The 25024-nt window shown below is 56.6% G+C and carries 16 protein-coding genes, 2 tRNA genes, 1 rRNA gene and 1 riboswitch; of the genes, 14 read left to right on the top strand and 5 right to left on the bottom strand.

What is annotated here, in order from left to right; all coding sequences use genetic code 11:
- Window position 1: 1 nt before the first annotated feature.
- The 3 genes from RS584_RS22630 to katG all read left to right on the top strand — a co-directional run bounded on the left by RS584_RS22630 (window position 2) and on the right by katG (window position 5876).
- Entirely contained in the window at window positions 2-2434 is a 2433-nt protein-coding gene (locus RS584_RS22630; RefSeq protein WP_017383103.1) for a bifunctional aspartate kinase/homoserine dehydrogenase II, read from the top strand.
- A 226-nt stretch (window positions 2435-2660) separates the two neighbouring features.
- Window positions 2661-3551 (top strand): methylenetetrahydrofolate reductase, encoded by an 891-nt coding sequence (metF, locus tag RS584_RS22625; protein WP_032104303.1) that lies wholly within the window; start codon window positions 2661-2663, stop codon window positions 3549-3551.
- Window positions 3552-3695: 144 nt separating this feature from the next.
- Window positions 3696-5876, top strand: a complete 2181-nt coding sequence (gene katG, locus RS584_RS22620; RefSeq protein WP_315748672.1) for a catalase/peroxidase HPI — start codon at window positions 3696-3698, stop codon at window positions 5874-5876.
- A 92-nt stretch (window positions 5877-5968) separates the two neighbouring features.
- On the opposite strand, the gene RS584_RS22615 is transcribed toward katG, so the two are convergent.
- From RS584_RS22615 to argE, 3 genes are all read right to left on the bottom strand, one after another.
- A complete protein-coding gene (locus RS584_RS22615; RefSeq protein ID WP_315748670.1) occupies window positions 5969-7072 on the bottom strand; it encodes a glycerol dehydrogenase in 1104 nt (367 codons plus the stop codon).
- Window positions 7073-7278: 206 nt separating this feature from the next.
- Entirely contained in the window at window positions 7279-9930 is a 2652-nt protein-coding gene (gene ppc, locus RS584_RS22605) for a phosphoenolpyruvate carboxylase (RefSeq protein WP_006808654.1), read from the bottom strand.
- A gap of 271 nt (window positions 9931-10201) precedes the next feature.
- Window positions 10202-11353: an acetylornithine deacetylase gene (gene argE, locus RS584_RS22600; RefSeq protein WP_315748668.1), complete on the bottom strand. Its 1152-nt coding sequence runs from the start codon at window positions 11351-11353 to the stop codon at window positions 10202-10204.
- Between the two features lie 88 nt (window positions 11354-11441).
- On the opposite strand from argE, the gene argC reads away from it, so the two are divergent.
- The 4 genes from argC (at window position 11442) to oxyR (ending at window position 15977) form a co-directional block, all read left to right on the top strand.
- A complete protein-coding gene (gene argC / locus RS584_RS22595) occupies window positions 11442-12446 on the top strand; it encodes an N-acetyl-gamma-glutamyl-phosphate reductase (protein ID WP_045911404.1) in 1005 nt (334 codons plus the stop codon).
- 6 nt (window positions 12447-12452) lie between these two features.
- The gene (argB, locus tag RS584_RS22590) at window positions 12453-13229 is read left to right on the top strand and encodes an acetylglutamate kinase (protein ID WP_096159761.1); all 777 of its coding nucleotides are present in this window, start codon (window positions 12453-12455) and stop codon (window positions 13227-13229) included.
- A gap of 105 nt (window positions 13230-13334) precedes the next feature.
- Window positions 13335-14708 (top strand): argininosuccinate lyase, encoded by a 1374-nt coding sequence (gene argH / locus RS584_RS22585; protein ID WP_193041457.1) that lies wholly within the window; start codon window positions 13335-13337, stop codon window positions 14706-14708.
- A 351-nt stretch (window positions 14709-15059) separates the two neighbouring features.
- Window positions 15060-15977, top strand: a complete 918-nt coding sequence (gene oxyR / locus RS584_RS22580; protein WP_003862055.1) for a DNA-binding transcriptional regulator OxyR — start codon at window positions 15060-15062, stop codon at window positions 15975-15977.
- Here the strand turns inward: oxyR and sthA are convergent.
- Window positions 15960-17360, bottom strand: coding sequence for a Si-specific NAD(P)(+) transhydrogenase (gene sthA / locus RS584_RS22575; protein ID WP_003862057.1), 1401 nt, complete (start codon window positions 17358-17360; stop codon window positions 15960-15962). The genes oxyR and sthA overlap by 18 nt on opposite strands.
- Window positions 17361-17556: 196 nt before the next feature.
- Here sthA and fabR point away from each other — a divergent pair, with 196 nt between their 5' ends.
- Together fabR and RS584_RS22565 are read left to right on the top strand one after the other, a co-directional pair.
- Complete coding sequence (gene fabR / locus RS584_RS22570) at window positions 17557-18195, top strand: HTH-type transcriptional repressor FabR (RefSeq protein ID WP_003862059.1); 639 nt, start codon at window positions 17557-17559, stop codon at window positions 18193-18195.
- A gap of 9 nt (window positions 18196-18204) precedes the next feature.
- A complete protein-coding gene (locus RS584_RS22565; RefSeq protein ID WP_017383113.1) occupies window positions 18205-18564 on the top strand; it encodes a YijD family membrane protein in 360 nt (119 codons plus the stop codon).
- Between the two features lie 79 nt (window positions 18565-18643).
- Here RS584_RS22565 and trmA read toward each other — a convergent pair whose 3' ends face one another.
- The gene (gene trmA, locus RS584_RS22560) at window positions 18644-19744 is read right to left on the bottom strand and encodes a tRNA (uridine(54)-C5)-methyltransferase TrmA (RefSeq protein WP_193041459.1); all 1101 of its coding nucleotides are present in this window, start codon (window positions 19742-19744) and stop codon (window positions 18644-18646) included.
- A 104-nt stretch (window positions 19745-19848) separates the two neighbouring features.
- A riboswitch (cobalamin riboswitch) is annotated at window positions 19849-20025 on the top strand.
- 65 nt (window positions 20026-20090) lie between these two features.
- Between trmA and btuB the strand changes: the two genes are divergently transcribed.
- The 5 genes from btuB to RS584_RS22535 all read left to right on the top strand — a co-directional run bounded on the left by btuB (window position 20091) and on the right by RS584_RS22535 (window position 24919).
- Complete coding sequence (btuB, locus tag RS584_RS22555) at window positions 20091-21941, top strand: TonB-dependent vitamin B12 receptor BtuB (protein WP_023304629.1); 1851 nt, start codon at window positions 20091-20093, stop codon at window positions 21939-21941.
- Window positions 21886-22737 carry a glutamate racemase gene (murI, locus tag RS584_RS22550; protein ID WP_003862067.1) on the top strand — a complete coding sequence of 284 codons (852 nt, stop codon included), beginning with the start codon at window positions 21886-21888 and terminating at the stop codon, window positions 22735-22737. Before btuB ends, murI begins: the two co-directional genes overlap by 56 nt.
- A 381-nt stretch (window positions 22738-23118) precedes the next feature.
- A 16S ribosomal RNA gene (locus tag RS584_RS22545) occupies window positions 23119-24660 on the top strand.
- A gap of 70 nt (window positions 24661-24730) precedes the next feature.
- Window positions 24731-24807: transfer RNA gene (locus RS584_RS22540), tRNA-Ile, on the top strand.
- 36 nt (window positions 24808-24843) lie between these two features.
- Window positions 24844-24919, top strand: a tRNA-Ala gene (locus RS584_RS22535).
- Window positions 24920-25024: the final 105 nt, after the last annotated feature.

The following is a 25024-nucleotide window of genomic DNA, read 5'->3' as shown; positions in this document are numbered from 1 at the left end:
CATGAGTGTGATAGCGCAGGCAGGGACGAAGGGTCGTCAGCTGCACAAGTTTGGTGGTAGTAGTCTTGCTGATGTGAAATGTTATCTGCGTGTCGCAGGGATCATGACCGAGTATTCACAGCCGGGGGACATGATGGTTGTCTCTGCGGCGGGCAGCACCACCAATCAGTTGATTAGCTGGCTGAAACTGAGCCAGACCGATCGCCTCTCTGCGCATCAGGTGCAACAGTCCTTACGTCGTTACCAGAGTGAACTGATTGCCGGTTTGCTGCCTGCGGACGTGGCGGACGGGCTGATTAGCGCTTTTACGCACGACCTTGAGCGTCTGGCCGCTCTGCTGGACAGCGGCATTACTGATGCAGTGTATGCGGAAGTGGTTGGCCACGGTGAAGTATGGTCTGCGCGCCTGATGGCCGCCGTGCTGCAACATCTTGGTGTGGAAGCCGCCTGGCTCGACGCGCGTGATTTCCTGCGTGCCGAACGCGCCGCACAGCCGCAGGTGGACGAAGGGTTGTCTTACCCGCTGCTGCAACAGCTGCTGGTGCAACATCCTGGTAAACGTATTGTCGTCACCGGTTTTATCAGTCGCAGCAATGCGGGCGAAACCGTTCTGCTGGGCCGTAACGGCTCTGACTACTCGGCTACGCAGATTGGCGCCCTGGCGGGCGTGTCCCGCGTCACCATCTGGAGCGACGTGGCCGGTGTCTACAGCGCGGACCCGCGCAAAGTAAAAGATGCCTGCCTGCTGCCGCTGCTGCGTCTCGACGAAGCGAGCGAACTGGCGCGTCTGGCGGCCCCGGTGCTGCACGCGCGCACGCTACAGCCGGTTTCCGGCAGCGACATCGACCTGCAACTACGCTGTAGCTACACGCCGGATCAGGGTTCCACCCGCATTGAACGCGTGCTGGCATCCGGTACGGGCGCGCGCATTGTCACCAGCCATGATGACATCTGCCTGATTGAGTTCCAGGTGCCTGCGGGCCAGGATTTCAAACTGGCACACAAAGATATCGACACCATCCTGAAACGTGCCCAGGTGCGTCCGCTGGCCGTTGGCGTACATAACGATCGTCAGCTGTTGCAGTTCTGCTATACCGCTGAAGTGGTGGACAGCGCCCTGAAAATTCTGGATGAAGCGGGCCTGCCGGGCGAGCTTCGCCTGCGTCAGGGGCTGGCGCTGGTGGCGATGGTGGGTGCGGGCGTCACCCGTAACCCGCTCCACTGCCACCGCTTCTGGCAGCAGCTGAAAGGTCAGCCGGTGGAGTTCACCTGGCAGTCGGAAGAGGGCATCAGTCTGGTTGCCGTGCTGCGTAAAGGGCCAACCGAAAGCCTGATTCAGGGTCTGCACACCTCCCTGTTCCGCGCGGAAAAACGCATCGGCCTGGTGCTGTTCGGGAAAGGGAACATCGGTTCCCGCTGGCTGGAGCTGTTCGCCCGCGAGCAGGTGACGCTTTCGGCGCGTACCGGGTTTGAATTTATTCTGGCAGGGGTGGTGGACAGCCGCCGCAGCCTGCTGAACTACGAAGGGCTGGACGCCAGCCGGGCGCTGGCCTTCTTTAACGATGAAGCGGTTGAGCAGGATGAAGAGTCGCTGTTCCTGTGGATGCGCGCGCACCCGTACGACGATCTGGTGGTGCTGGACGTGACTGCCAGCGAACAGCTGGCCGATCAGTATCTGGATTTCGCCAGCCACGGTTTCCACGTCATCAGCGCCAACAAACTGGCGGGCGCGAGCAGCACTGATAAATACCGTCAGATCCATGACGCATTCGAAAAAACGGGCCGTCACTGGCTGTATAACGCCACCGTTGGCGCGGGCCTGCCGGTGAACCATACCGTGCGCGACCTGATTGAAAGCGGCGACAGCATTCTGGCGCTGAGCGGGATCTTCTCCGGCACGCTCTCCTGGCTGTTTTTGCAGTTTGACGGCACCGTTCCGTTCACCGACCTGGTGGATCAGGCGTGGCAGCAGGGCTTAACCGAGCCGGATCCGCGCGTTGACCTTGCCGGTAAAGATGTGATGCGTAAGCTGGTGATCCTGGCGCGTGAAGCCGGCTACGACATTGAGCCGGGTCAGGTACGCGTTGAGTCTCTGGTGCCTGCGGGCTGCGAGGAGGGGTCCGTCGATCACTTCTTCGAGAACGGTGACGAGCTGAACGAGCAGATGGTGCAACGTCTGGAAGCGGCTAACGAGATGGGCCTGGTGCTGCGTTACGTGGCGCGTTTCGAGGCGAACGGTAAAGCGCGCGTGGGCGTGGAGGCGGTGCGCCCTGAACATCCGCTGGCGGCGCTCCTGCCGTGCGACAACGTCTTCGCCATCGAAAGCCGCTGGTATCGCGATAACCCGCTGGTGATCCGTGGCCCGGGCGCGGGACGCGATGTCACCGCCGGAGCCATTCAGTCTGATATTAATCGTCTGGCTAAGCTGCTGTAATTTCGCTTGTTCCCTCTCCCCGTGGGAGAGGGTTAGGGTGAGGGCAGCAGACCGCACTCACCCCCATCATGAGCGCCCTTCATCTTCCCTGAACAAACCTCACCGTTAATGTTGATTATTTCTGTTGACGTCATCCCGCTTTTCCGTCATTTTTACATCTGGACGTCTAAACGTATAGAAGTTCACAACACAACAAACAACGACACGCGAAAGATAGAGGTAAGGTATGAGCTTTTTTCACGCCAACCAGCGGGAAGCCCTGAATCAGAGCCTGGCCGAAGTAAACGGCCAGATTAACGTCTCTTTTGAATTTTTCCCGCCGCGCACCAGTGAAATGGAGCAAACCCTGTGGAGCTCTATCGATCGCCTGAGCAGCCTCAAGCCGAAGTTCGTCTCTGTGACCTACGGCGCCAACTCCGGTGAGCGTGACCGCACGCACAGCATCATTAAGGGCATTAAAGATCGAACCGGTCTGGAAGCGGCACCGCACCTGACCTGTATCGACGCCACCCGTGATGAACTACGCGCCATTGCCCAGGACTACTGGAATAACGGCATTCGCCACATTGTGGCCCTGCGCGGCGACCTCCCGCCAGGCAGCGGCAAGCCGGAGATGTATGCCACCGATCTGGTCGGGCTGCTGAAAGACGTTGCCGACTTTGATATCTCCGTGGCCGCCTACCCTGAAGTTCACCCGGAAGCCAAAAGCGCCCAGGCGGATCTGCTCAACCTGAAGCGTAAAGTGGAGGCCGGTGCTAACCGCGCGATTACTCAGTTCTTCTTTGACGTGGAAAGCTACCTGCGCTTTCGCGACCGCTGCGTCTCGGCGGGTATTGATGTCGAAATCATTCCTGGCATTCTGCCGGTCTCGAACTTCAAACAGGCGAAGAAATTCGCTGATATGACCAACGTGCGCATTCCGCTGTGGATGTCCAAAATGTACGAAGGGCTGGACGACGATCCGGAAACCCGTAAGCTGGTGGGGGCCAATATTGCGATGGACATGGTGAAGATTTTAAGTCGCGAAGGGGTGAAAGATTTCCATTTCTATACCCTGAACCGCGCGGAAATGAGCTACGCCATTTGCCATACGCTCGGTGTTCGCCCGGCGCTGTAAAGTAAAAAACCCTCATAAAGTGAGGGTTTTTTAATCGAACGGAGAGTTAAAAGGTATTAGCTATCGAATCTGTGGATTAATTCAACTATCTCTTATCGCTAGTGGTGTATATCGTAACGGTAACACTGTAAAGGGAGCATAGCGATGAGCATGTCAGACGAGACCAATAACGCGGCATCCGCCGGCAAATGTCCGTTCCACCAGGGCGGCGTCGATCATAGCGCGGGTGCAGGTACCGGCAGCAAAGAATGGTGGCCTAAACAACTTCGCATCGATCTACTTAATCAACACTCCAGCCGTTCTAACCCTCTGGGTGAAGACTTCGACTACCGCAAAGAATTCAGCAAGCTCGACTATTCCGCCCTTAAGGGCGATCTCAAAGCACTGTTAACCGACTCACAACCGTGGTGGCCTGCCGACTGGGGCAGCTATGCGGGCCTGTTTATCCGTATGGCCTGGCACGGTGCGGGTACCTATCGCTCCGTTGACGGTCGCGGCGGCGCCGGACGCGGTCAGCAACGCTTTGCACCGCTGAACTCCTGGCCGGATAACGTCAGCCTGGATAAGGCTCGCCGCCTGCTGTGGCCAATTAAGCAAAAATACGGACAAAAAATCTCCTGGGCTGACCTCTTTATCCTCGCGGGTAACGTGGCGCTGGAGAACTCCGGCTTCCGCACCTTTGGTTTCGGTGCCGGGCGTGAAGACGTCTGGGAACCGGATCTGGACGTGAACTGGGGCGATGAAAAAGCCTGGCTGACCCACCGTGACCCGGAAGCGCTGGCGAAGCGCCCGCTTGCGGCCACTGAAATGGGCCTGATTTACGTTAACCCGGAAGGGCCGAACGCCAGCGGTGAACCGCTATCTGCGGCGGCGGCGATCCGCGCTACCTTTGGCAACATGGGCATGAATGACGAAGAGACCGTCGCGCTGATTGCGGGCGGCCATACGCTCGGTAAAACGCACGGCGCAGGTGAAGCCACGCACGTGGGCACTGACCCGGAAGCGTCGCCGATTGAAGCGCAGGGCCTGGGCTGGGCCAGCACGCACGGCACCGGTATTGGCGCTGACGCCATCACCTCCGGGCTGGAAGTTATCTGGTCTCAAACCCCGACCCAGTGGAGCAACTACTTCTTCGAGAACCTGTTCAAATACGAATGGGTGCAGACGCGTAGCCCGGCGGGCGCAATTCAGTTCGAAGCCGTGGATGCGCCGGAAATTATGCCTGACCCGTTCGACCCGTCGAAAAAACGCAAGCCAACCATGCTGGTCACCGACCTGACGCTGCGTTTTGATCCGGAATTCGAGAAAATTTCCCGTCGCTTCCTGAACGATCCGCAGGCCTTCAACGAAGCCTTTGCGCGCGCGTGGTTCAAGCTGACCCACCGCGATATGGGGCCAAAAGCACGGTACATCGGCCCGGAAGTACCGAAGGAAGATCTGATTTGGCAGGATCCGCTGCCTCAGCCGGTGTTCTATCCGACGCAGGAAGATATTGAAAGCCTGAAAGCGGAAATCGCGGCCTCTGGTCTCTCCGTAAGTGAGCTGGTTTCCGTAGCCTGGGCGTCGGCATCGACCTTCCGTGGCGGCGACAAGCGTGGCGGCGCTAACGGTGCGCGTCTGGCGCTGGCGCCTCAGCGCGACTGGGATGTGAACGCCGCGGCGGTGCGGGCGTTACCGGCTCTCGAAGCTATTCAGCGCACCACTAATAAAGCCTCTCTGGCGGATATCATCGTGCTGGCGGGTGTTGTGGGCGTTGAGCAGGCGGCGAAAGCGGCTGGCGTTTACGTTAACGTACCGTTTACCCCAGGCCGCGTGGATGCGCGTCAGGACCAGACGGATATCGAGATGTTCAACCTGCTCGAACCGGTTGCCGACGGTTTCCGTAACTATCGCGCACAGGTGGATGTGTCCACCACGGAGTCGCTGCTGATCGACAAAGCCCAGCAGCTGACCCTGACCGCGCCGGAACTGACGGTGCTGATCGGCGGTTTGCGCGTACTGGGTGCAAACTTCGATGGCAGCAAGAATGGCGTGTTTACCAACCGCGAGGGCGTGCTGAGCAACGACTTCTTCGTTAATCTGCTGGATATGAACACCCAGTGGAAAGCGACCGACGACTCAAACGAGCTGTTTGCCGGTAGCGATCGTGCAAGCGGGGAAGTGAAATACACCGCGACCCGCGCCGATCTGGTCTTCGGTTCAAACGCCGTCCTGCGTGCGCTGGCCGAAGTTTACGCCAGCAGTGATGCACACGAGAAGTTCGTCCGTGATTTTGTTGCCGCGTGGGCGCGAGTGATGGATTTGGACCGGTTTGATGTGAAGTAACCCATGTGCCGGGTGGCGGCTACGCCTTACCCGGCCTACAAATTAAAGTGCCATGTAGGCCGGGTAAGCGCAGCGCCACCCGGCTTTTTTCGTTACTCCCACTCCTGCAAGAATCGCTGTCCGTACTGGTCCGCCACCAGCAGCGCCGCATAGACCTGATCCGGCGTTACGCCGCCAGGCATGTTGTGAATGGTTTCCCCTTCGGCACAGGACGCCTCCGCGATCAGCCGCATTTTGGCCGGAATATCCTCTTTGATATTCAGCTGCGCCAGCGTGATCGGCAGCCCAACGCTGTGGCAAAGCGCGGCGACGGTCTCAATTTCTTCAACCGGCGCGTTCTCCAGTACCAGTTGCGTCAGCGTGCCGAACGCGACCTTTTCACCATGGTAGAAATGATGCGCATCCGGCACCGCCGTCATGCCGTTGTGAATGGCATGCGCCGCCGCCAGCCCGCCGCTTTCAAAGCCCACGCCGCTGAGATAGGTGTTGGCTTCGATAATGCGTTCCAGCGCCGGTGTGACCACGTGCTGTTCCGCCGCCAGCATCGCTTTTTCGCCCTCTTCAATCAGCGTGTTGTAGCACAGCTCTGCCAGCGCTAACGCTGCCTGCGTGCACTTGCCGCCCGCCATGGTGGTCGCGCCGCTACGTGAGCAGGCACGCGCTTCAAACCAGGTTGCCAGGGCATCGCCAATCCCGGCGGCCAGCAGGCGCGCAGGTGCGCCCGCCACCACTTTGGTATCGACAATCACCATGTTCGGGTTGTGCGGCAGCATCAGGTAGCGATCGAACTCGCCGCTGTCGGTATAAATCACGGAAAGGGCGCTGCACGGCGCATCGGCGGAGGCAATGGTCGGGGCAATGGCCACCGGCACGTCCATAAAGTGGGCCAGCGCTTTGGCAGTATCCAGCGTTTTTCCGCCGCCGATACCCAGCACCGCCAGACAGTCAGCGCTGTCGGCCAGCTTTTTTAGGCGATCGATTTCATTTTGCGAACATTCGCCACCAAATGGTGCAATTTCGGCATGGAGTCCGGCTTTTTTAAAACTCTGGCGCAGGGTTTCTTCAGCAAAACCCAGCACAAATTTATCGCCCACCACCAGCCAGCGATTTGCCAGCGGCTTCAGGTAGTCGCCGAGGCGAGTGAGAACATCTGCACCCTGGATGTATTTTCCCGGGGATTGAATGACACGGTCCATAACATTACTCCCTTAGTGTTTGAGGTAAATTCTGTCCTGTTCGAACTGCACTAAGAGTGACTCTACTCCCGGCGTGCCGGTCATTTGTTGCGCTACGTCTAAGGGAAACGTGATTGCCTTACCGGTGGCAAAGATTGAGGGGGAGATCAGGGAAGGGGGAAGATCGAGAAGTGCCCGGCAAGCGTAGCGCTGCCGGGCACTGAGCATTAACCGGTGTTGCGCATACCTGCCGCAACGCCTGCTATCGTTACCATCAGCGCCTGTTCAACGCGCGGATCCGGCTCTTTACCTTCCTCCTCCGCCAGACGCGAACGGTGCAGCAGTTCAGCCTGTAAAACGTTCAGCGGGTCGGTGTAGATGTTACGCAGCTGGATAGACTCGGCGATCCACGGCAGGTCTTCCATCAGGTGGGAGTCATTAGCGATATCCAGCACCACTTTAATATCGCCTTCAAGCAGCTCGCGCAGCTCTTTACCCAGCGCCCACAGCTCTGGTTTCACCAGACGCTGATCGTAGTATTCCGCCAGCCACAGGTCGGCTTTCGAGAAGACCATCTCCAGCATGCCCAGACGGGTAGAGAAGAACGGCCAGTCGCGGCACATGGTTTCCAGTTCGCTCTGCTTTCCGTCTTCCACCACTTTTTGCAGCGCCGCACCGGCACCCAGCCAGGCCGGCAGCATCAGACGGTTTTGCGTCCAGGCGAAGATCCACGGAATGGCGCGCAGGGATTCAACGCCGCCGGTCGGGCGACGCTTGGCCGGGCGCGAACCCAGCGGCAGTTTACCCAGCTCCTGCTCAGGCGTTGCTGAGCGGAAGTAAGGCACAAAGTCTTTGTTTTCACGCACGTAGCCGCGATAGAGGTCGCAGGAGATGTCAGACAGCTCGTCCATGATCCGGCACCAGGACTCTTTTGGCTCCGGCGGCGGCAGCAGGTTGGCTTCCAGGATCGCACTGGTATAGAGCGACAGGCTGCTGATGGTCACTTCCGGCAGGCCGTACTTGAAGCGGATCATCTCGCCCTGCTCGGTCACGCGCAGGCCGCCTCTCAGGCTTCCTGGTGGTTGAGAGAGCAGCGCTGCGTGTGCAGGCGCACCGCCACGACCAATGGAGCCGCCGCGTCCGTGGAACAGGGTCAGTTCAATACCGGCTTTTTCGCAGGTTTTGATTAGCGCATCCTGCGCCTGATATTGCGCCCAGGAGGCTGCCATCACGCCCGCATCTTTCGCGGAGTCGGAATAGCCAATCATCACCATCTGTTTGCCCTGAATAAAGCCGCGATACCAGTCGATGTTCAGCAACTGGGTCATCACGTCGTTAGCGTTGTTCAGGTCGTCGAGGGTCTCAAACAGCGGGGCCACTGGCAGAGCATAGTCAATGCCCGCTTCTTTCAGCAGAAGGTGAACGCCCAGCACGTCGGACGGGGTCTTCGCCATGGAGATCACATAGGCGGCCACCGATCCTTTCGGCGCATCCACGATCGCTTTACAGGTGTTGAGCACTTCGCGGGTGTCGTTGCTTGGCTCCCAGTTGCGCGGCAGCAGCGGGCGCTTGGAGTTCAGCTCGCGGATCAGGAACGCCTGTTTGTCGGCTTCTGACCAGCTTTCATAGTCGCCGATGCCGAGGTAGCGGGTCAGCTCGCCCAGTGCTTCGGTATGACGGGTACTTTCCTGACGAACGTCGATACGCACCAGCGGCACGCCGAAACACTTCACGCGGCGCAGGGTGTCGAGCAGTTCGCCGTTGGCAATGATGCCCATCCCACAGGCCTGGAGCGATTTATAGCAGGCGTACAGCGGCTCCCAGAGCTGTTCGTTCTGGCTCAGCAGACCTTCCGGCTTCGGCAGGCGCTGGCCTTTAAGGCGCGCTTCCAGCCAGGCCTGAGTGGCCATCAGCTGACCGCGCAGTTTTTTCATCAGGAAACGGTACGGTTCGCTGGCGCCTTCTTCACCGGCCAGCGCGCGCAGTTCCGGCGTGGCTTCCACCATCGACAGCTCGGAGATCAGCACCTGAATATCTTTCAGGAACAGGTCGGTCGCTTTCCAGCGGCTCAGCAGCAGGACGTGGCGGGTGATTTCCGCCGTCACGTTCGGGTTGCCGTCGCGGTCGCCGCCCATCCAGGAGGTAAAGCGCACCGGAACAAAATCAACCGGCAGGCGGTAGCCCAGGTTCTCTTCCAGCTGTTCGTTCAGCTCGCGCAGGTAGTTGGGGACCCCTTCCCACAGGCTGTTTTCCACCACCGCAAAGCCCCATTTGGCTTCGTCTACCGGGCTTGGGCGATGCTTACGAATTTCATCCGTGTGCCAGGACTGGGCAATCAGCTGGCGCAGACGGCGCATAAGCTGGTTACGTTCGTAGTCGGCAATGTCTTTGTTATCCAGTTGCTTCAGACAGTTGTTCACTTCCACCATTTTGTGGATCAGCGTACGACGGGTGATTTCGGTTGGGTGTGCGGTCAGCACCAGCTCCAGCGAAAGGGATTCCACCGCTTTTTTGATGGTCGCTTCGTTGAGGTCAGGCTGGTCTTTAAGTTTACGAAGGGTGCGGGCAATGACTTCCGGGTTGCTGGCCGCTTCGCCTTTTGGCGAAATGCTGTGGTATTGCTCAGCGGTGTTTGCCAGGTTCAGAAACTGGCTGAAGGCGCGGGCAACGGGCAGCAGCTCATCGTTAGAGAGGTTCTGCAAGGTGGTGAGCAGCTCCTGACGATTGGCCTCGTTACCGGCGCGGGAAGATTTGGACAGCTTGCGGATGGTTTCAACGCGGTCGAGGATGTTCTCCCCCAGTGCGTCTTTGATGGTATCTCCAAGCACTTTGCCGAGCATACTGACATTACTACGCAACGCGGAATATTGTTCGTTCATAAAAACCCAGTCACCCCATCATTTTTGTTTATGCCCATGCGAAAATCTTCTGGACATTATTTTGTCATCTCCCTTTATAAAGCCACGTAAAACCCCCGTCGTCAATTGCTGCGAAAACGGTTCAGCAAACGAATAAATGTGGGGAATTTACGAAATTTAATTCGTATTGCGTCAGATAAGAGATGCTTATGGGAATGTGACGAAGATCATGCGATTTGTTGCCCTCACCCTAACCCTCTCCCACAGGGAGAGGGGACTGTTCGGTGCGTTTTTAATGCCAGCAGAAGTGATGCACAACCTGGGTAATGAGTTCGCGAGTGGGCTTGATGAAGCGGGTTTCGAGATATTCGTCCGGCTGGTGGGCCTGGTTGATGGAGCCAGGGCCCAGAACCAGCGTCGGGCACAGCGTTTGAATAAACGGCGCTTCGGTGCAGTAGTTCACCACGTCGGTTTTCTCGCCGAGCAGTTTTTCCACCACCTGAACCAGCTGGTGGTCAGGCGGGCATTCGTAGCCTGGAATCGGCGGATGCAGTTCGGAGACCGTCAGACGGCCCGGCCAGCGCTCGCTGACCGGGGCCAGCGCTTCATTCAGCAGGCCGTCGAGATCGCTCAGCGTCATGCCCGGTAGAGGACGGATATCCATATGCAGTTCGCAGCAGGCGCAGATACGGTTGGACGCATCACCACCGTGCAGGCTGCCGAGGTTAAGCGTTGGGTAAGGCACGGTGAACGCCTCGTAGTGATAGCGCTCTTTCAGATCGTCGCGCAGGGCCATGATGCGGCCAATCGCGTCATGCATCAGCTCGATGGCGTTCACGCCGCGCGCCGGATCGCTGGAGTGGCCGGACTGTCCGAGCACGCGCACCGCGGTAGAAATATGGCCTTTGTGCGCCCGAATCGGTTGCAGAGAGGTCGGTTCGCCGATGATCGCGCAGTCAGGACGAATCGATGTGTTTTCAGAGAAATAACGTGCGCCCGCCATGCTGGTCTCTTCATCGGCGGTCGCCAGAATGTAGAGCGGCTTTTTCAGGGTTGTCACGTCCACGTCACGCAGCGCGTCGAGGATAAAGGCGAAAAAGCCTTTCATGTCGGCGGTGCCCAAACCGTAGAGTTTGTTGTCATGTTCGGTCAGCGTGAACGGATCGCGCGTCCAGCGGCCATCATCAAACGGCACGGTGTCAGTGTGGCCAGCCAGCAGCAGGCCGCCCGCGCCATGTCCGGTACTGGCGAGCAGGTTAAATTTGTGGCGTGTTCCGGGGACGGGCTGAACCTCAACGTTAAACCCAAGATCGCTAAACCAACCCGCCAGCAGATTGATTAAAGACTCATTGCTCTGATCCAGGGCTTCTTCCGTCGCGCTGATGGAGGGTGTGGCAATCAGGGCGCGGTAAATCTCGATAAATGGCGGTAAGTTCATTTTCATTGTTGACACACCTTAGGTCGTGATAGTATCAATATTCATGCAATAAATGTGAATAAAAATACATTATCGTTGAGCATAAAGGAACCCGATGTTGAATACGCTGATTGTAGGCGCTAGCGGTTATGCGGGCGCAGAGCTTGTAAGCTACGTAAATCGCCACCCTCATATGACCATAACCGCTTTGACCGTGTCAGCGCAAAGCAATGATGCCGGAAAGTTAATTTCCGATTTGCATCCACAGCTTAAGGGCGTGGTTGATTTGCCTTTGCAGCCCATGTCTGACATCAGCGAGTTCATCGACGGCGTTGACGTTGTGTTTTTAGCCACGGCGCATGAAGTTAGCCACGACCTGGCACCGCAATTTTTAGCGGCCGGCTGCGTGGTCTTTGATCTCTCCGGCGCGTTTCGCGTTAACGACAGCGCGTTCTACGAAAAATATTATGGTTTCACCCATCAGCACCCGGATCTGCTCGAAAAAGCGGTGTACGGCCTGGCGGAGTGGAGCGCTGACAAACTGAAAGAAGCGGATCTGATTGCCGTGCCGGGCTGCTACCCGACGGCGGCGCAGCTTTCCCTGAAGCCGCTGATCGACGCCGGTCTGCTGGATCTGCATCAGTGGCCGGTGATCAACGCCACCAGTGGCGTGAGCGGCGCCGGGCGCAAAGCGGCGATCTCCAACAGCTTCTGCGAAGTGAGCCTTCAGCCGTATGGCGTGTTTAATCACCGTCATCACCCTGAAATCACCACCCATCTGGGCGCGGACGTGATTTTCACCCCGCACCTCGGCAGCTTCCCGCGTGGGATCCTCGAAACCATTACCTGCCGCCTGAAGCCGGGTGTGACCAAAGAACAGGTGAGCGAGGTCTTCACGCAGGCGTATGCGGATAAACCGCTGGTTCGCCTGTATGACAAAGGCGTGCCGGCGTTGAAAAACGTGGTTGGCCTGCCGTTCTGCGACATCGGCTTTGCCGTGCAGGGCGAGCATCTGATTGTGGTCGCCGCAGAAGATAACTTACTCAAAGGCGCTGCCGCACAGGCAATGCAGTGTGCAAATATTCGTTTCGGCTTCCCTGAAACGCAGGCTCTTATTTAAGGTGTGATGATGAATCCATTAATTATCAAACTCGGTGGTGTACTGCTGGACAGCGAAGAAGCGCTGGAGCGCCTGTTTACCGCACTGGTGAACTATCGCGAATCACACCAACGTCCGCTGGTGATTGTGCACGGCGGCGGCTGCGTGGTGGATGAGCTGATGAAAGGGCTCAACCTGCCGGTGAAAAAGAAAAATGGCCTGCGCGTGACGCCAGCGGATCAGATTGACATCATTACCGGCGCGCTGGCGGGAACGGCGAACAAAACGCTGCTGGCGTGGGCGAAGAAACACCATATCGCCTCCGTTGGCCTCTTTCTGGGCGATGGCGATAGCGTAAAAGTGACCCAGCTCGACGAAGAGCTTGGCCATGTTGGACTGGCGCAGCCAGGTTCGCCTGAGCTGATTAACACCCTGCTGGAAGGCGGTTTCCTGCCGGTGGTGAGCTCAATCGGCGTGACCGAAGAGGGCGAACTGATGAACGTCAATGCGGACCAGGCGGCGACGGCGCTGGCGGCAACGCTGGGCGCAGACCTGATCCTGCTCTCCGACGTGAGCGGCATTCTGGACGGCAAAGGCCAGCGCATTGCGGAAATGACCGCCGCAAAAGCCGAGCAGCTGATCGATCAGGGCATTATCACCGACGGCATGATCGTTAAAGTTAACGCCGCGCTGGATGCGGCCCGCACGCTGGGCCGCCCGGTGGATATCGCCTCCTGGCGTCACGCAGAGCAGCTTCCGGCGCTGTTTAACGGCACGCCGATTGGCACGCGTATTCTGGCTTAAGATTCTGTGCCGGATGGCGCTTCGCTTATCCGGCCTACGTGAATTTTGTAGGCCCGGTAAGCGCAGCGCCACCGGGCAAAAATATCATCATTAAGGAAATTCGTTATGGCACTTTGGGGTGGGCGTTTTACACAGGCAGCGGATCAGCGGTTCAAACAGTTCAACGACTCTTTGCGCTTCGACTACCGCCTGGCCGAACAGGATATTGTCGGCTCTGTGGCCTGGTCCAAAGCGCTGGTGACCGTTGGCGTGCTGACCGCAGACGAACAGCAGCAGCTGGAAGAGGCGCTGAACAACCTGCTGGAAGAGGTGCGTCTGGATCCGGAGCAAATCCTCCAGAGCGATGCCGAAGATATTCACAGCTGGGTGGAAGGCAAACTGATCGACAAAGTCGGCCAGTTGGGTAAAAAGCTCCATACCGGGCGTAGCCGTAATGACCAGGTGGCGACCGACCTGAAGCTGTGGTGCAAAGAGACCATCGGCGAACTGCTGGCGGCGAATCGTCAGTTGCAGAGCGCACTGGTGGACACCGCGCAGCGCAATCAGGATGCGGTGATGCCGGGTTATACCCACCTGCAACGCGCGCAGCCGGTGACGTTCGCACACTGGTGTCTGGCCTACGTTGAGATGCTGGCGCGTGATGAGAGCCGTTTACAGGATACCTTAAAGCGTCTGGACGTCAGCCCGCTGGGCAGCGGCGCGCTGGCCGGTACGGCGTATGAAATCGACCGTGAGCAGCTGGCAGGCTGGCTGGGCTTTGCCTCCGCCACCCGCAACAGCCTGGACAGCGTCTCTGACCGTGACCACGTGCTGGAGCTGCTCTCGAATGCCTCTATCGGGATGGTGCACCTGTCGCGCTTTGCCGAAGACCTGATCTTCTTTAACTCTGGCGAAGCGGGCTTTGTAGAGCTGTCCGACCGCGTGACGTCCGGCTCCTCCCTGATGCCGCAGAAGAAAAACCCGGATGCGCTGGAGCTGATCCGCGGTAAGTGTGGCCGCGTGCAGGGCGCGCTAACCGGTATGATGATGACCCTGAAAGGGCTGCCGCTGGCGTACAACAAAGACATGCAGGAAGACAAAGAGGGGCTATTCGACGCGCTCGACACCTGGCTGGACTGTCTGCATATGGGCGCGCTGGTGCTGGACGGCATTCAGGTGAAACGTCCGCGCTGCCAGGAAGCGGCGCAGCAGGGGTATGCTAACTCTACCGAGCTGGCGGACTACCTGGTGGCGAAAGGCGTACCGTTCCGCGAGGCGCACCATATTGTGGGTGAAGCAGTGGTGGAAGCGATTCGTCAGGGTAAAGCCCTTGAAGAGCTGGCGCTTGCCGACCTGCAAAAATTCAGCGCGGTTATCGGGGATGATGTCTACCCGATTCTGGCCCTGCAATCCTGCCTGGATAAGCGTGCAGCGAAAGGTGGCGTGTCGCCGAAGCAGGTAGCGCAGGCGATTGCGGATGCGAAAAACCGGTTGGTTTGACAATATTGCGGTGTGATGCCCTCACCCCAACCCCTCTCCCACGAGGAGAGGGGCTCGATCGGTTCCCTCTCCCCCCGGGAGAGGGGTAGGGTGAGGGAAAAACGTAGCCTGGCTTAGTGCTGGGCTTTTTTTTACGCAAAAAAAAGCGGACCACGGGGTCCGCAAAAGTTCACGTTGGCTTTAGTTGTTCGAGTTTTGAGAGAAACTCGCTGACGGTGCGGGGACGTCAAGGGTCAAACACGTGCCGCCTCGTCTATGTGATGTATTATTCAACAGAATGCTTGATAGGGATAATCGTTCGTTGCTATGCTATCTATCGCCATGAACTATCGTGGCGACGGAGGATGAATAATGAATATTCGTGATCTTGAATACCTGGTAGCGTTAGCCGAGCACCGCCATTTTCGCCGCGCGGCAGACTCCTGCCACGTCAGCCAGCCAACGCTGAGCGGTCAGATCCGCAAGCTGGAAGATGAGCTGGGCGTGATGCTGCTGGAGCGCACCAGTCGTAAGGTACTGTTCACGCAGGCAGGTCTTCTGCTGGTGGATCAGGCGCGCACCGTACTGCGCGAGGTCAAAGTGCTCAAGGAAATGGCAAGCCAGCAGGGGGAAGCGATGTCCGGCCCGCTGCATATTGGCCTGATCCCAACCGTTGGCCCGTACCTGTTGCCGCAAATCATTCCGATGCTGCACCAGACGTTCCCGAAACTCGAAATGTACCTGCATGAAGCGCAAACCCATCAGCTGCTGGCGCAGCTGGACAGCGGCAAGCTCGACTGCGCGATCCTGGCGCTGGTCAAAGAGAGTGAAGCGTTTATTGAAGTACCGCTGTTCGATGAGCCGATGATGCTGGCGATCTATGAAGATCACCCGTGGGCGAACCGCGATCGCGTGCCGATGGCCGATCTGGCCGGTGAAAAACTGCTGATGCTGGAAGACGGCCACTGTCTGCGCGATCAGGCGATGGGCTTCTGCTTCGAAGCGGGTGCCGATGAAGATACCCATTTCCGCGCAACCAGCCTGGAAACGCTGCGTAATATGGTGGCGGCGGGAAGCGGTATTACGCTGCTGCCGGCGCTGGCGGTGCCGCACGAGCGTAAACGTGATGGCGTGGTCTATCTGCCCTGTATTAAGCCGGAGCCGCGTCGCACCATTGGTCTGGTTTATCGTCCGGGGTCACCGCTGCGCAGCCGCTATGAGCAGCTGGCAGAGGCCATCCGGGGTGCGATGGATGGCCATTTCGACAGCGCGTTAAAACAGGCGGTTTAAGCCGTTCAGCGCAGCTACCCGATAGGCTTCCGCCATGGTCGGGTAGTTAAAGGTGGTGTTAACGAAGTACTCAATGGTGTTGCCACCACCTTTTTGCTCCATGATCGCCTGGCCGATATGAATGATTTCCGCCGCGCGTTCACCGAAGCAGTGAATACCGAGGATCTCTTTCGTCTCGCGATGGAACAGGATCTTCAGCGTACCCACGCTCATTCCCACGATTTGCGCCCGCGCCAGATGTTTAAACTGGGCACGACCCACCTCGTAAGGCACCTTCATGGCTGTCAGCTGCTGCTCGGTTTTGCCGACAGAACTGATTTCCGGAATGGTGTAGATGCCCGTCGGGATATCTTCAATCAGATGCGCCGTCGCTTCACCTTTCACCAGCGCCTGTGCGGCGATGCGGCCCTGATCGTAAGCGGCGGAGGCCAGGCTTGGGTAACCAATCACGTCGCCCACCGCGTAAACGTGCGGCAGCGCAGTCTGGTACATGCTGTTGACCTTGAGCTGACCGCGGCTGTCGGTTTCAAGCCCGATATTCTCCAGCTGCAATGAATCGGTGTTGCCGGTACGGCCGTTGGCGTACAGCAGGCAGTCTGCCTTCAGCTTCTTACCAGATTTCAGGTGCATGATCACACCGTCGTCGCAGCCTTCGATTTTCTCGTACTCTTCGTTGTGGCGAATCACCACGCCGCTGTTCCAGAAGTGGTAGGAGAGAGAGTCTGACATCTCCTGATCGAGGAACGCCAGCAGGCGGTCGCGGGTGTTAATCAGGTCAACTTTGACCTCCATTCCCCGGAAGATCGATGCATATTCACAGCCAATCACCCCCGCACCGTAGATGATCACATGGCGTGGCTCGTGGTGCAGGCTGAGGATGGAGTCGCTGTCGTAAATGCGCGGGTGCGAGAAATCCACGTCTGCCGGATGGTAAGGACGGGAGCCGCAGGCGATCACAAATTTTTCAGCGGTGAGCGTCTCAACCGAACCGTCGTGGCACTCCAGCGCCAGGGTGTGCTCATCCACAAAATGCGCGTTCCCTTGCAGAATTTCACAGTGGTTGCGCTCATAGAAACCCTGACGCATGCGCGTCTGCTGGTTAATGACCGTGTCTGCGTGATTCAGGATATCGGCAAAGGAGGAACGAAGAAGTCGGGAGTGGTCGCTGTAAAGTGGGTTCTGGTTAAATTCGATAATGCGGCTAACGGCGTGGCGGAGGGCTTTCGAAGGGATGGTGCCCCAGTGGGTGCAACCGCCGCCGACATTATGGTAGCGCTCAATAACCGCTACTCTGGCTCCCTGTTTTACCAGACCCATAGCAGCACCTTCGCCGCCGGGGCCGGAACCAATAACTATTGCGTCGTAATCGTAGGAATGTGGCATGGCAAGGCTTACCTGTTCTTATACATAAAAGCAACAGAATCATAACATCATTGCCAGGGTAACCCAATTATCGTTGTGCTTTTTTCGGGCAGTGGAGCACAAACCGCCCGTAAACAATCATTCACAAAGCCAGGTAAACAGATTAATTTTATTCTCTGGTATAGTGCCAACGGGCCTTTGGAAGGATTCAACTATCGTGATGGGCGTAAGAGCACAACAAAAAGAGAAAACCCGGCGTTCGCTGGTGGAAGCCGCATTCAGTCAACTGAGTGCTGAGCGGAGTTTTGCCAGTTTGAGCCTGCGTGAAGTGGCGCGCGAGGCCGGGATTGCGCCGACGTCCTTCTATCGTCATTTCCGTGATGTGGATGAACTGGGCCTGACCATGGTCGACGAGAGCGGTTTGATGCTGCGTCAGCTTATGCGTCAGGCGCGTCAGCGTATCGCCAAGGGCGGTAGCGTGATCCGCACCTCCGTGTCGACATTTATGGAATTTATCGGCAATAACCCTAACGCGTTTCGCCTGCTGTTGCGTGAGCGTTCCGGAACGTCAGCCGCGTTTCGTGCCGCCGTCGCGCGTGAAATTCAGCATTTCATCGCGGAACTTGCCGACTATCTTGAACTCGAAAACCATATGCCGCGTGCGTTTACTGAAGCACAGGCCGAGGCGATGGTGACGATTGTTTTCAGCGCGGGTGCCGAAGCGCTGGATGTCAGCATTGAACAACGTAAGCAACTCGAAGAGCGACTGGTATTGCAGCTGCGGATGATTTCTAAAGGTGCGTACTACTGGTATCGCCGTGAACAAGAGAAGTTGGCACATCAAAACGATGAGTGAAGGTGAGTAATGAAACAGTCAGGTCAGGATAAAGGAACGCTGTTGCTGGCATTGATCGCTGGCTTATCCATTAATGGTACGTTTGCGGCGGTTTTTAGCTCAATTGTACCGTTCTCGATTTTCCCGATTATCGCGCTGGTGCTGACGGTGTACTGCCTGCATCAACGCTATCTGAACCGCACGATGCCGGTTGGGTTACCGGGACTGGCCGCAGCCTGTTTTATTCTGGGTGTACTGCTGTACAGCACCGTGGTGCGTGCAGAGTATCCGGATATTGGCTCTAACTTCCTGCCTGCGGTACTGTCTGTGGCGCTGGTGTTCTGGATTGGCTCGCGCATGCGTAGCCGCAAGAGCCAGTTGCCGGAGTAATGAATTATTTGTAGGGCAGGTAAGCGTAGCGCCACCTGCCAAAAACGCCGGATGGCGCTACGCTTATCCGGCCTACAGATCACCGTGCGGTAAGTAAAACGCCGCACTCCATATGGTGCGTATACGGGAACTGATCGAACAGCGCCAGACGTTCAACCTTGTGCGTCTGGCTTAATGTTTCCAGATTCTTGCACAGCGTCTCCGGGTTACAGGAGATGTACAAAATACGCGGGTACGCCTGCACCATCTTCTCGGTTTCGCTGTCCAGGCCACTGCGCGGCGGGTCGACAAAAATTGTCTCACACTGGTAGCTCTTCAAATCAATCCCTTGCAGGCGGTTAAACTCGCGTACGCCGTTCATCGCCTGGGTAAATTCTTCTGCCGCCATACGAATAATTTGTACGTTATCAATATGGTTAGCGGCGATGTTGTACTGCGCGGCGGCCACCGACGGTTTGGCGATTTCCGTCGCCAGCACGCGCTCGAAATTACGCGCCAGCGCCAGCGAGAAGTTGCCGTTACCGCAGTAGAGCTCCAGCAGATCGCCCGTCGACCCTTCCGTCGCGTTCAACGCCCACTCCAGCATCTGCACGTTCATGGCGGCATTCGGCTGGGTGAAGCTGTTCTCCACCTGACGGTAAATCATCTCTTTACCTGCCACCGGCAGACGCTCGTCGATGTAATCCTGGTCCAGCATGATTTTGGTTTTGGTCGCGCGGCCAATCAGGTGCACGTTGATGTTCTGCGCGCGCAGCGCATCGCGCAGGGCTTCTGCCTGCTCGCGCCACTCGTCGGTCAGCGCTTTGTGATAGAGCAGAGAGACAATGGCCTGATTGCTTTGGGTGGTCAGGTAGTCAATCTGGAACAGCTTGTTGCGCAGCACCGGATTATTGCGTACACCGTCGATCATTAGCGTCATCAGCTGGTTGATGAGCTCACTCGCCGCCGGAAAACTGTCTACGCGAATGCGGGATTTCGTCTGCTGATCGAAAATGATGTGGTACAGGTCATCGCCATCGTGCCAGATGCGGAACTCAGCGCGCATACGGTAGTGGCTGACCGGAGAACGAAACACCTCGGGAACCGGCGCGTTGAAAGGCGTCATCATACTTTGCAGGCGGACAACTTTTTCTGCCAGCTGTGCGTCGTACTGTTCTGTCGGGAGGTGTTCGGGGGTCATGATGCGTCCTGAGTGATAAAGAATTACGCGGGGATTGTAGGGATTGTGCAGTGGATGTCCAGATTTAATGGCTAATAGCTATCTGGACATCTATACGTGTCTAATTGTAGCATTCTGTTTCCGGTCTCCTGAGAGTGAAAAGGGAATCCAGTGCAAATCTGGAGCTGACGCGCAGCGGTAAAGACTGGCGGGATGAGAGTTGTAGACACTGTGAAAATGGGAAGTCTTCATCCGTATAACGCCACCCAGCCCGAAGACCTGCCGGGATCACGTCGCATTTGGTTTCATCATCGCGTGCTATCGATGAGGCCTGCGGCATCCTTCTTATATTGTGGATGCTTTAACAATGATTAAAAAAGTATCGCTGTTGACGGCGTTTTCCGTCACGGCATTTTCGGGCTGGGCGCAGGAAAGCGCCGACTCGTTGGTGGTGACAGCAAACCGTTTCGAACAACCAGCAAAAACCGTTCTGGCTCCGACCTCCGTCGTGACCCGTGAGGATATTGAACGCTGGCAGGCAACGAGTGTTGTGGAAATCATGTCACGCCTGCCGGGTGTGGACATCGCACAAAGCGGCGGGATGGGGTCAACCTCTTCAACGTTTATTCGCGGTACGGAATCCCGCCATGTTCTGGTACTGATTGATGGTATCCCCCTGAATAATGCCGGGATCAGCAATGTTCCCGATTTAAGCCAAATTCCGACGTCGCTGATTCAGCGTATTGAGTACATTCGCGGCCCACGTTCGGCGCTGTATGGCTCCGACGCGATTGGCGGTGTGATTAACATCATTACCGGGCGCGACAAGCCGGGTGCGGAAATTTCTGCGGGTGTCGGTTCAAAGGGGTATCAAAACTATAACGGTGCCTTCCAGCAGGTGTTCGATAAAACCAAAATCACCATGGCCGGTGATTATACCTATACCCGTGGTTTTGATATTGCTGCAAAAGATGCCCCGCGCCAGCCAGACCGCGATGGTTTTATGAGTAAATCGCTATTTGGCTCGGTGGAGCAGCAGTTTACCGACAGCGTCAGTGGGTTCTTCCGTGGCTTTGGCTACGATAACCGCTCCGCGTATGACGGTTACGATCACTATGGTGCGACCGGCATTGATGGGCGGCCGGACACGCGTCAGGTTTACAGCCAGAATTGGGACACCGGGTTGCGCTATAACCAGGGTATTTTCCAGTCACAGCTGGTGGCAGGGTATGGCCGTAGCAAAGATCAGAACTATGATCCGAAAAAAGGCCGCTACGCTGACTCCGCAACCATGGATGACGTGAAGCAGTACACCACCCAGTGGCTGAATACGGTTGAAGTGGGTCACGGCAATATCGGCGCGGGTCTGGACTGGCAGAAGCAGAAAACCCAGGCGGGTACGGGCTATCTGGAAAAAGGTTACGAACAACGTAATACCGGCGTGTTCCTTTCGGCGATGCAGCAGTTCAACAGCGTGACGCTGGAAGCGGCGGCGCGTAATGACGATAACTCTAATTTTGGCAATCACGCCACCTGGCAGACCAGCGCCGCATGGGAGTTCATCGAGGGGTATCGCATCATCGGTTCTTACGGTACAGCGTATAAAGCACCGACCATGAGCCAGATCCACAGTAAAGATTACGGTAATCCGGATCTGAAGCCAGAAGAGAGTAAGCAGTGGGAAGGTGGCTTTGAAGGTCTGACTGGGCCGGTAAACTGGCGTGTGACGGGCTATCGTAATGATATCGATAACCTCATTAATAGCGACCCGCGGACTTACCGTTATTACAACGTCGATGAAGCCCGTATTAAAGGAATCGAGGCGACGGCCCAGTTCGACACTGGCCCGGTAGGGCATCAGATTTCTTACGACTACGTCGACCCGCGTAATGCGAAAACTAACGAAGTCCTGGCTCGTCGCTCAAAGCAACAGGTTAAGTATCAGCTTGACTGGCAGGTGTGGGATCTCGACTGGAATCTGGCGTACCGTTATCTGGGCACTCGCTATGACGTTGCCGTTGATCCGAATACCTACGCCACAGAACGCGTGAAAATGGGCGGCGTCAGCCTGTGGGACGTCGCGGTTTCATATCCTGTCACCTCTCATCTCACAGTTCGTGGTAAAATAGCCAACCTGTTCGATAAAGATTACGAGACAGTTTATGGCTACCAAACTGCAGGACGGGAATACACCTTGTCTGGCAGCTACACCTTCTGATCCGCGTCCCACCGTGCTGGTGTTTGATTCCGGCGTCGGTGGGCTGTCGGTCTATGATGAGATTCGGCAGCTCCTGCCGGATCTCCATTACATCTACGCCTTCGATAACGTCGCGTTCCCGTATGGGGAAAAGAGTGAAGACTTTATTGTTGAACGTGTGGTTGAAATCGTCACCGCGGTACAAAAGCGTTATCCCCTGGCGCTGGCGGTCATTGCCTGTAATACGGCAAGCACGGTCTCTCTTCCTGCCCTGCGCGAAAAATTCCCGTTCCCGGTTGTGGGCGTTGTTCCGGCAATCAAACCTGCGGCGCGTCTGACGGCGAACGGCATTGTGGGGTTGCTGGCTACGCGCGGTACGGTAAAACGTCCTTATACGCGTGAGCTTATAGAGCGCTTTGCCAATGAATGCCAGATCGCCATGCTCGGCTCCGCGGAGCTGGTGGAAATGGCGGAAGCAAAACTGCACGGCGAGACGGTATCGCTTGAAGAGCTGCGCCGTATTCTGCGTCCATGGCTGCGGATGCAGGAACCACCGGATACGGTTGTTCTCGGCTGCACCCATTTCCCGCTATTACAGGAAGAGCTGTTAAAGGTTCTGCCTGAAGGGACCCGGCTGGTGGATTCCGGTGCTGCAATTGCGCGTCGGACGGCCTGGCTGCTGGAACACGAGGCGCCGGATGCGAAATCAGCGGATGCGAACATCGCTTTCTGTATGGCGATAACAAAAGAAACCGAACAACTTTTGCCCGTTTTACGTCGTTATGGCTTCGAAACGCTCGAAAAACTGGCGCTGTAGCACGGTTTTGAGCAAAAAAGAGACGGTTGAACGTTTTTTTTCAAAGAGGGGTTGTCAACGTCGGAGAACTCCCTATAATGCGCCTCCACTGACACGGAACAACGGCTTACAAGCCGCCGGGACAGCGGGGTTCAGAGATGAACGCCAACAGAGAAAAGTGAAAATAATTGCTTGACTCTGAATGAGGAAAACGTAATATACGGGACCTCGCAACGATGAGCTGAAAGCCGCGTTGCAACTGCTCTTTAACAATTTATCAGACAATCTGTGTGGGCACTCAAAGTGACATGGATTCTTAACGTCGCAAGACGAAAAATGAATACCAAGTCTCTGAGTGAACACGTAATTCATTACGAAGTTTAATTCACGAGCATCAAACTTAAATTGAAGAGTTTGATCATGGCTCAGATTGAACGCTGGCGGCAGGCCTAACACATGCAAGTCGAACGGTAACAGGAAGCAGCTTGCTGCTTTGCTGACGAGTGGCGGACGGGTGAGTAATGTCTGGGAAACTGCCTGATGGAGGGGGATAACTACTGGAAACGGTAGCTAATACCGCATAACGTCGCAAGACCAAAGAGGGGGACCTTCGGGCCTCTTGCCATCGGATGTGCCCAGATGGGATTAGCTAGTAGGTGGGGTAACGGCTCACCTAGGCGACGATCCCTAGCTGGTCTGAGAGGATGACCAGCCACACTGGAACTGAGACACGGTCCAGACTCCTACGGGAGGCAGCAGTGGGGAATATTGCACAATGGGCGCAAGCCTGATGCAGCCATGCCGCGTGTATGAAGAAGGCCTTCGGGTTGTAAAGTACTTTCAGCGGGGAGGAAGGCGATAAGGTTAATAACCTTGTCGATTGACGTTACCCGCAGAAGAAGCACCGGCTAACTCCGTGCCAGCAGCCGCGGTAATACGGAGGGTGCAAGCGTTAATCGGAATTACTGGGCGTAAAGCGCACGCAGGCGGTCTGTCAAGTCGGATGTGAAATCCCCGGGCTCAACCTGGGAACTGCATTCGAAACTGGCAGGCTAGAGTCTTGTAGAGGGGGGTAGAATTCCAGGTGTAGCGGTGAAATGCGTAGAGATCTGGAGGAATACCGGTGGCGAAGGCGGCCCCCTGGACAAAGACTGACGCTCAGGTGCGAAAGCGTGGGGAGCAAACAGGATTAGATACCCTGGTAGTCCACGCCGTAAACGATGTCGACTTGGAGGTTGTGCCCTTGAGGCGTGGCTTCCGGAGCTAACGCGTTAAGTCGACCGCCTGGGGAGTACGGCCGCAAGGTTAAAACTCAAATGAATTGACGGGGGCCCGCACAAGCGGTGGAGCATGTGGTTTAATTCGATGCAACGCGAAGAACCTTACCTACTCTTGACATCCAGAGAACTTAGCAGAGATGCTTTGGTGCCTTCGGGAACTCTGAGACAGGTGCTGCATGGCTGTCGTCAGCTCGTGTTGTGAAATGTTGGGTTAAGTCCCGCAACGAGCGCAACCCTTATCCTTTGTTGCCAGCGGTCCGGCCGGGAACTCAAAGGAGACTGCCAGTGATAAACTGGAGGAAGGTGGGGATGACGTCAAGTCATCATGGCCCTTACGAGTAGGGCTACACACGTGCTACAATGGCGCATACAAAGAGAAGCGACCTCGCGAGAGCAAGCGGACCTCATAAAGTGCGTCGTAGTCCGGATTGGAGTCTGCAACTCGACTCCATGAAGTCGGAATCGCTAGTAATCGTGGATCAGAATGCCACGGTGAATACGTTCCCGGGCCTTGTACACACCGCCCGTCACACCATGGGAGTGGGTTGCAAAAGAAGTAGGTAGCTTAACCTTCGGGAGGGCGCTTACCACTTTGTGATTCATGACTGGGGTGAAGTCGTAACAAGGTAACCGTAGGGGAACCTGCGGTTGGATCACCTCCTTACCTTAAAGAACCTGCCTTTGTAGTGCTCACACAGATTGTCTGATGAAAAACAGCAGTAAAAAACCTCTACAGGCTTGTAGCTCAGGTGGTTAGAGCGCACCCCTGATAAGGGTGAGGTCGGTGGTTCAAGTCCACTCAGGCCTACCAAATTTGCTTCGCAAATTTGAAGAGGTTGTAAACGATGGGGCTATAGCTCAGCTGGGAGAGCGCCTGCCTTGCACGCAGGAGGTCTGCGGTTCGATCCCGCATAGCTCCACCATCTTTTACTGCGAACACAAGAAAACTTCAGAGTGAACCTGAAAAGGTGCACTGCGAAGTTTTGCTCTTTAAAAATCTGGATCAAGCTGAAAATTGAAACGACACA

The sequence above is a fragment of the Enterobacter sp. DTU_2021_1002640_1_SI_PRY_ASU_LCPMC_013 genome (assembly GCF_032389435.1).
GTDB classification, from domain to species: Bacteria; Pseudomonadota; Gammaproteobacteria; order Enterobacterales; family Enterobacteriaceae; genus Enterobacter; species Enterobacter hormaechei_C.
Note: the sequence above shows the minus strand (reverse complement) of the source record. Positions and strands in the feature narration are given on the sequence as shown.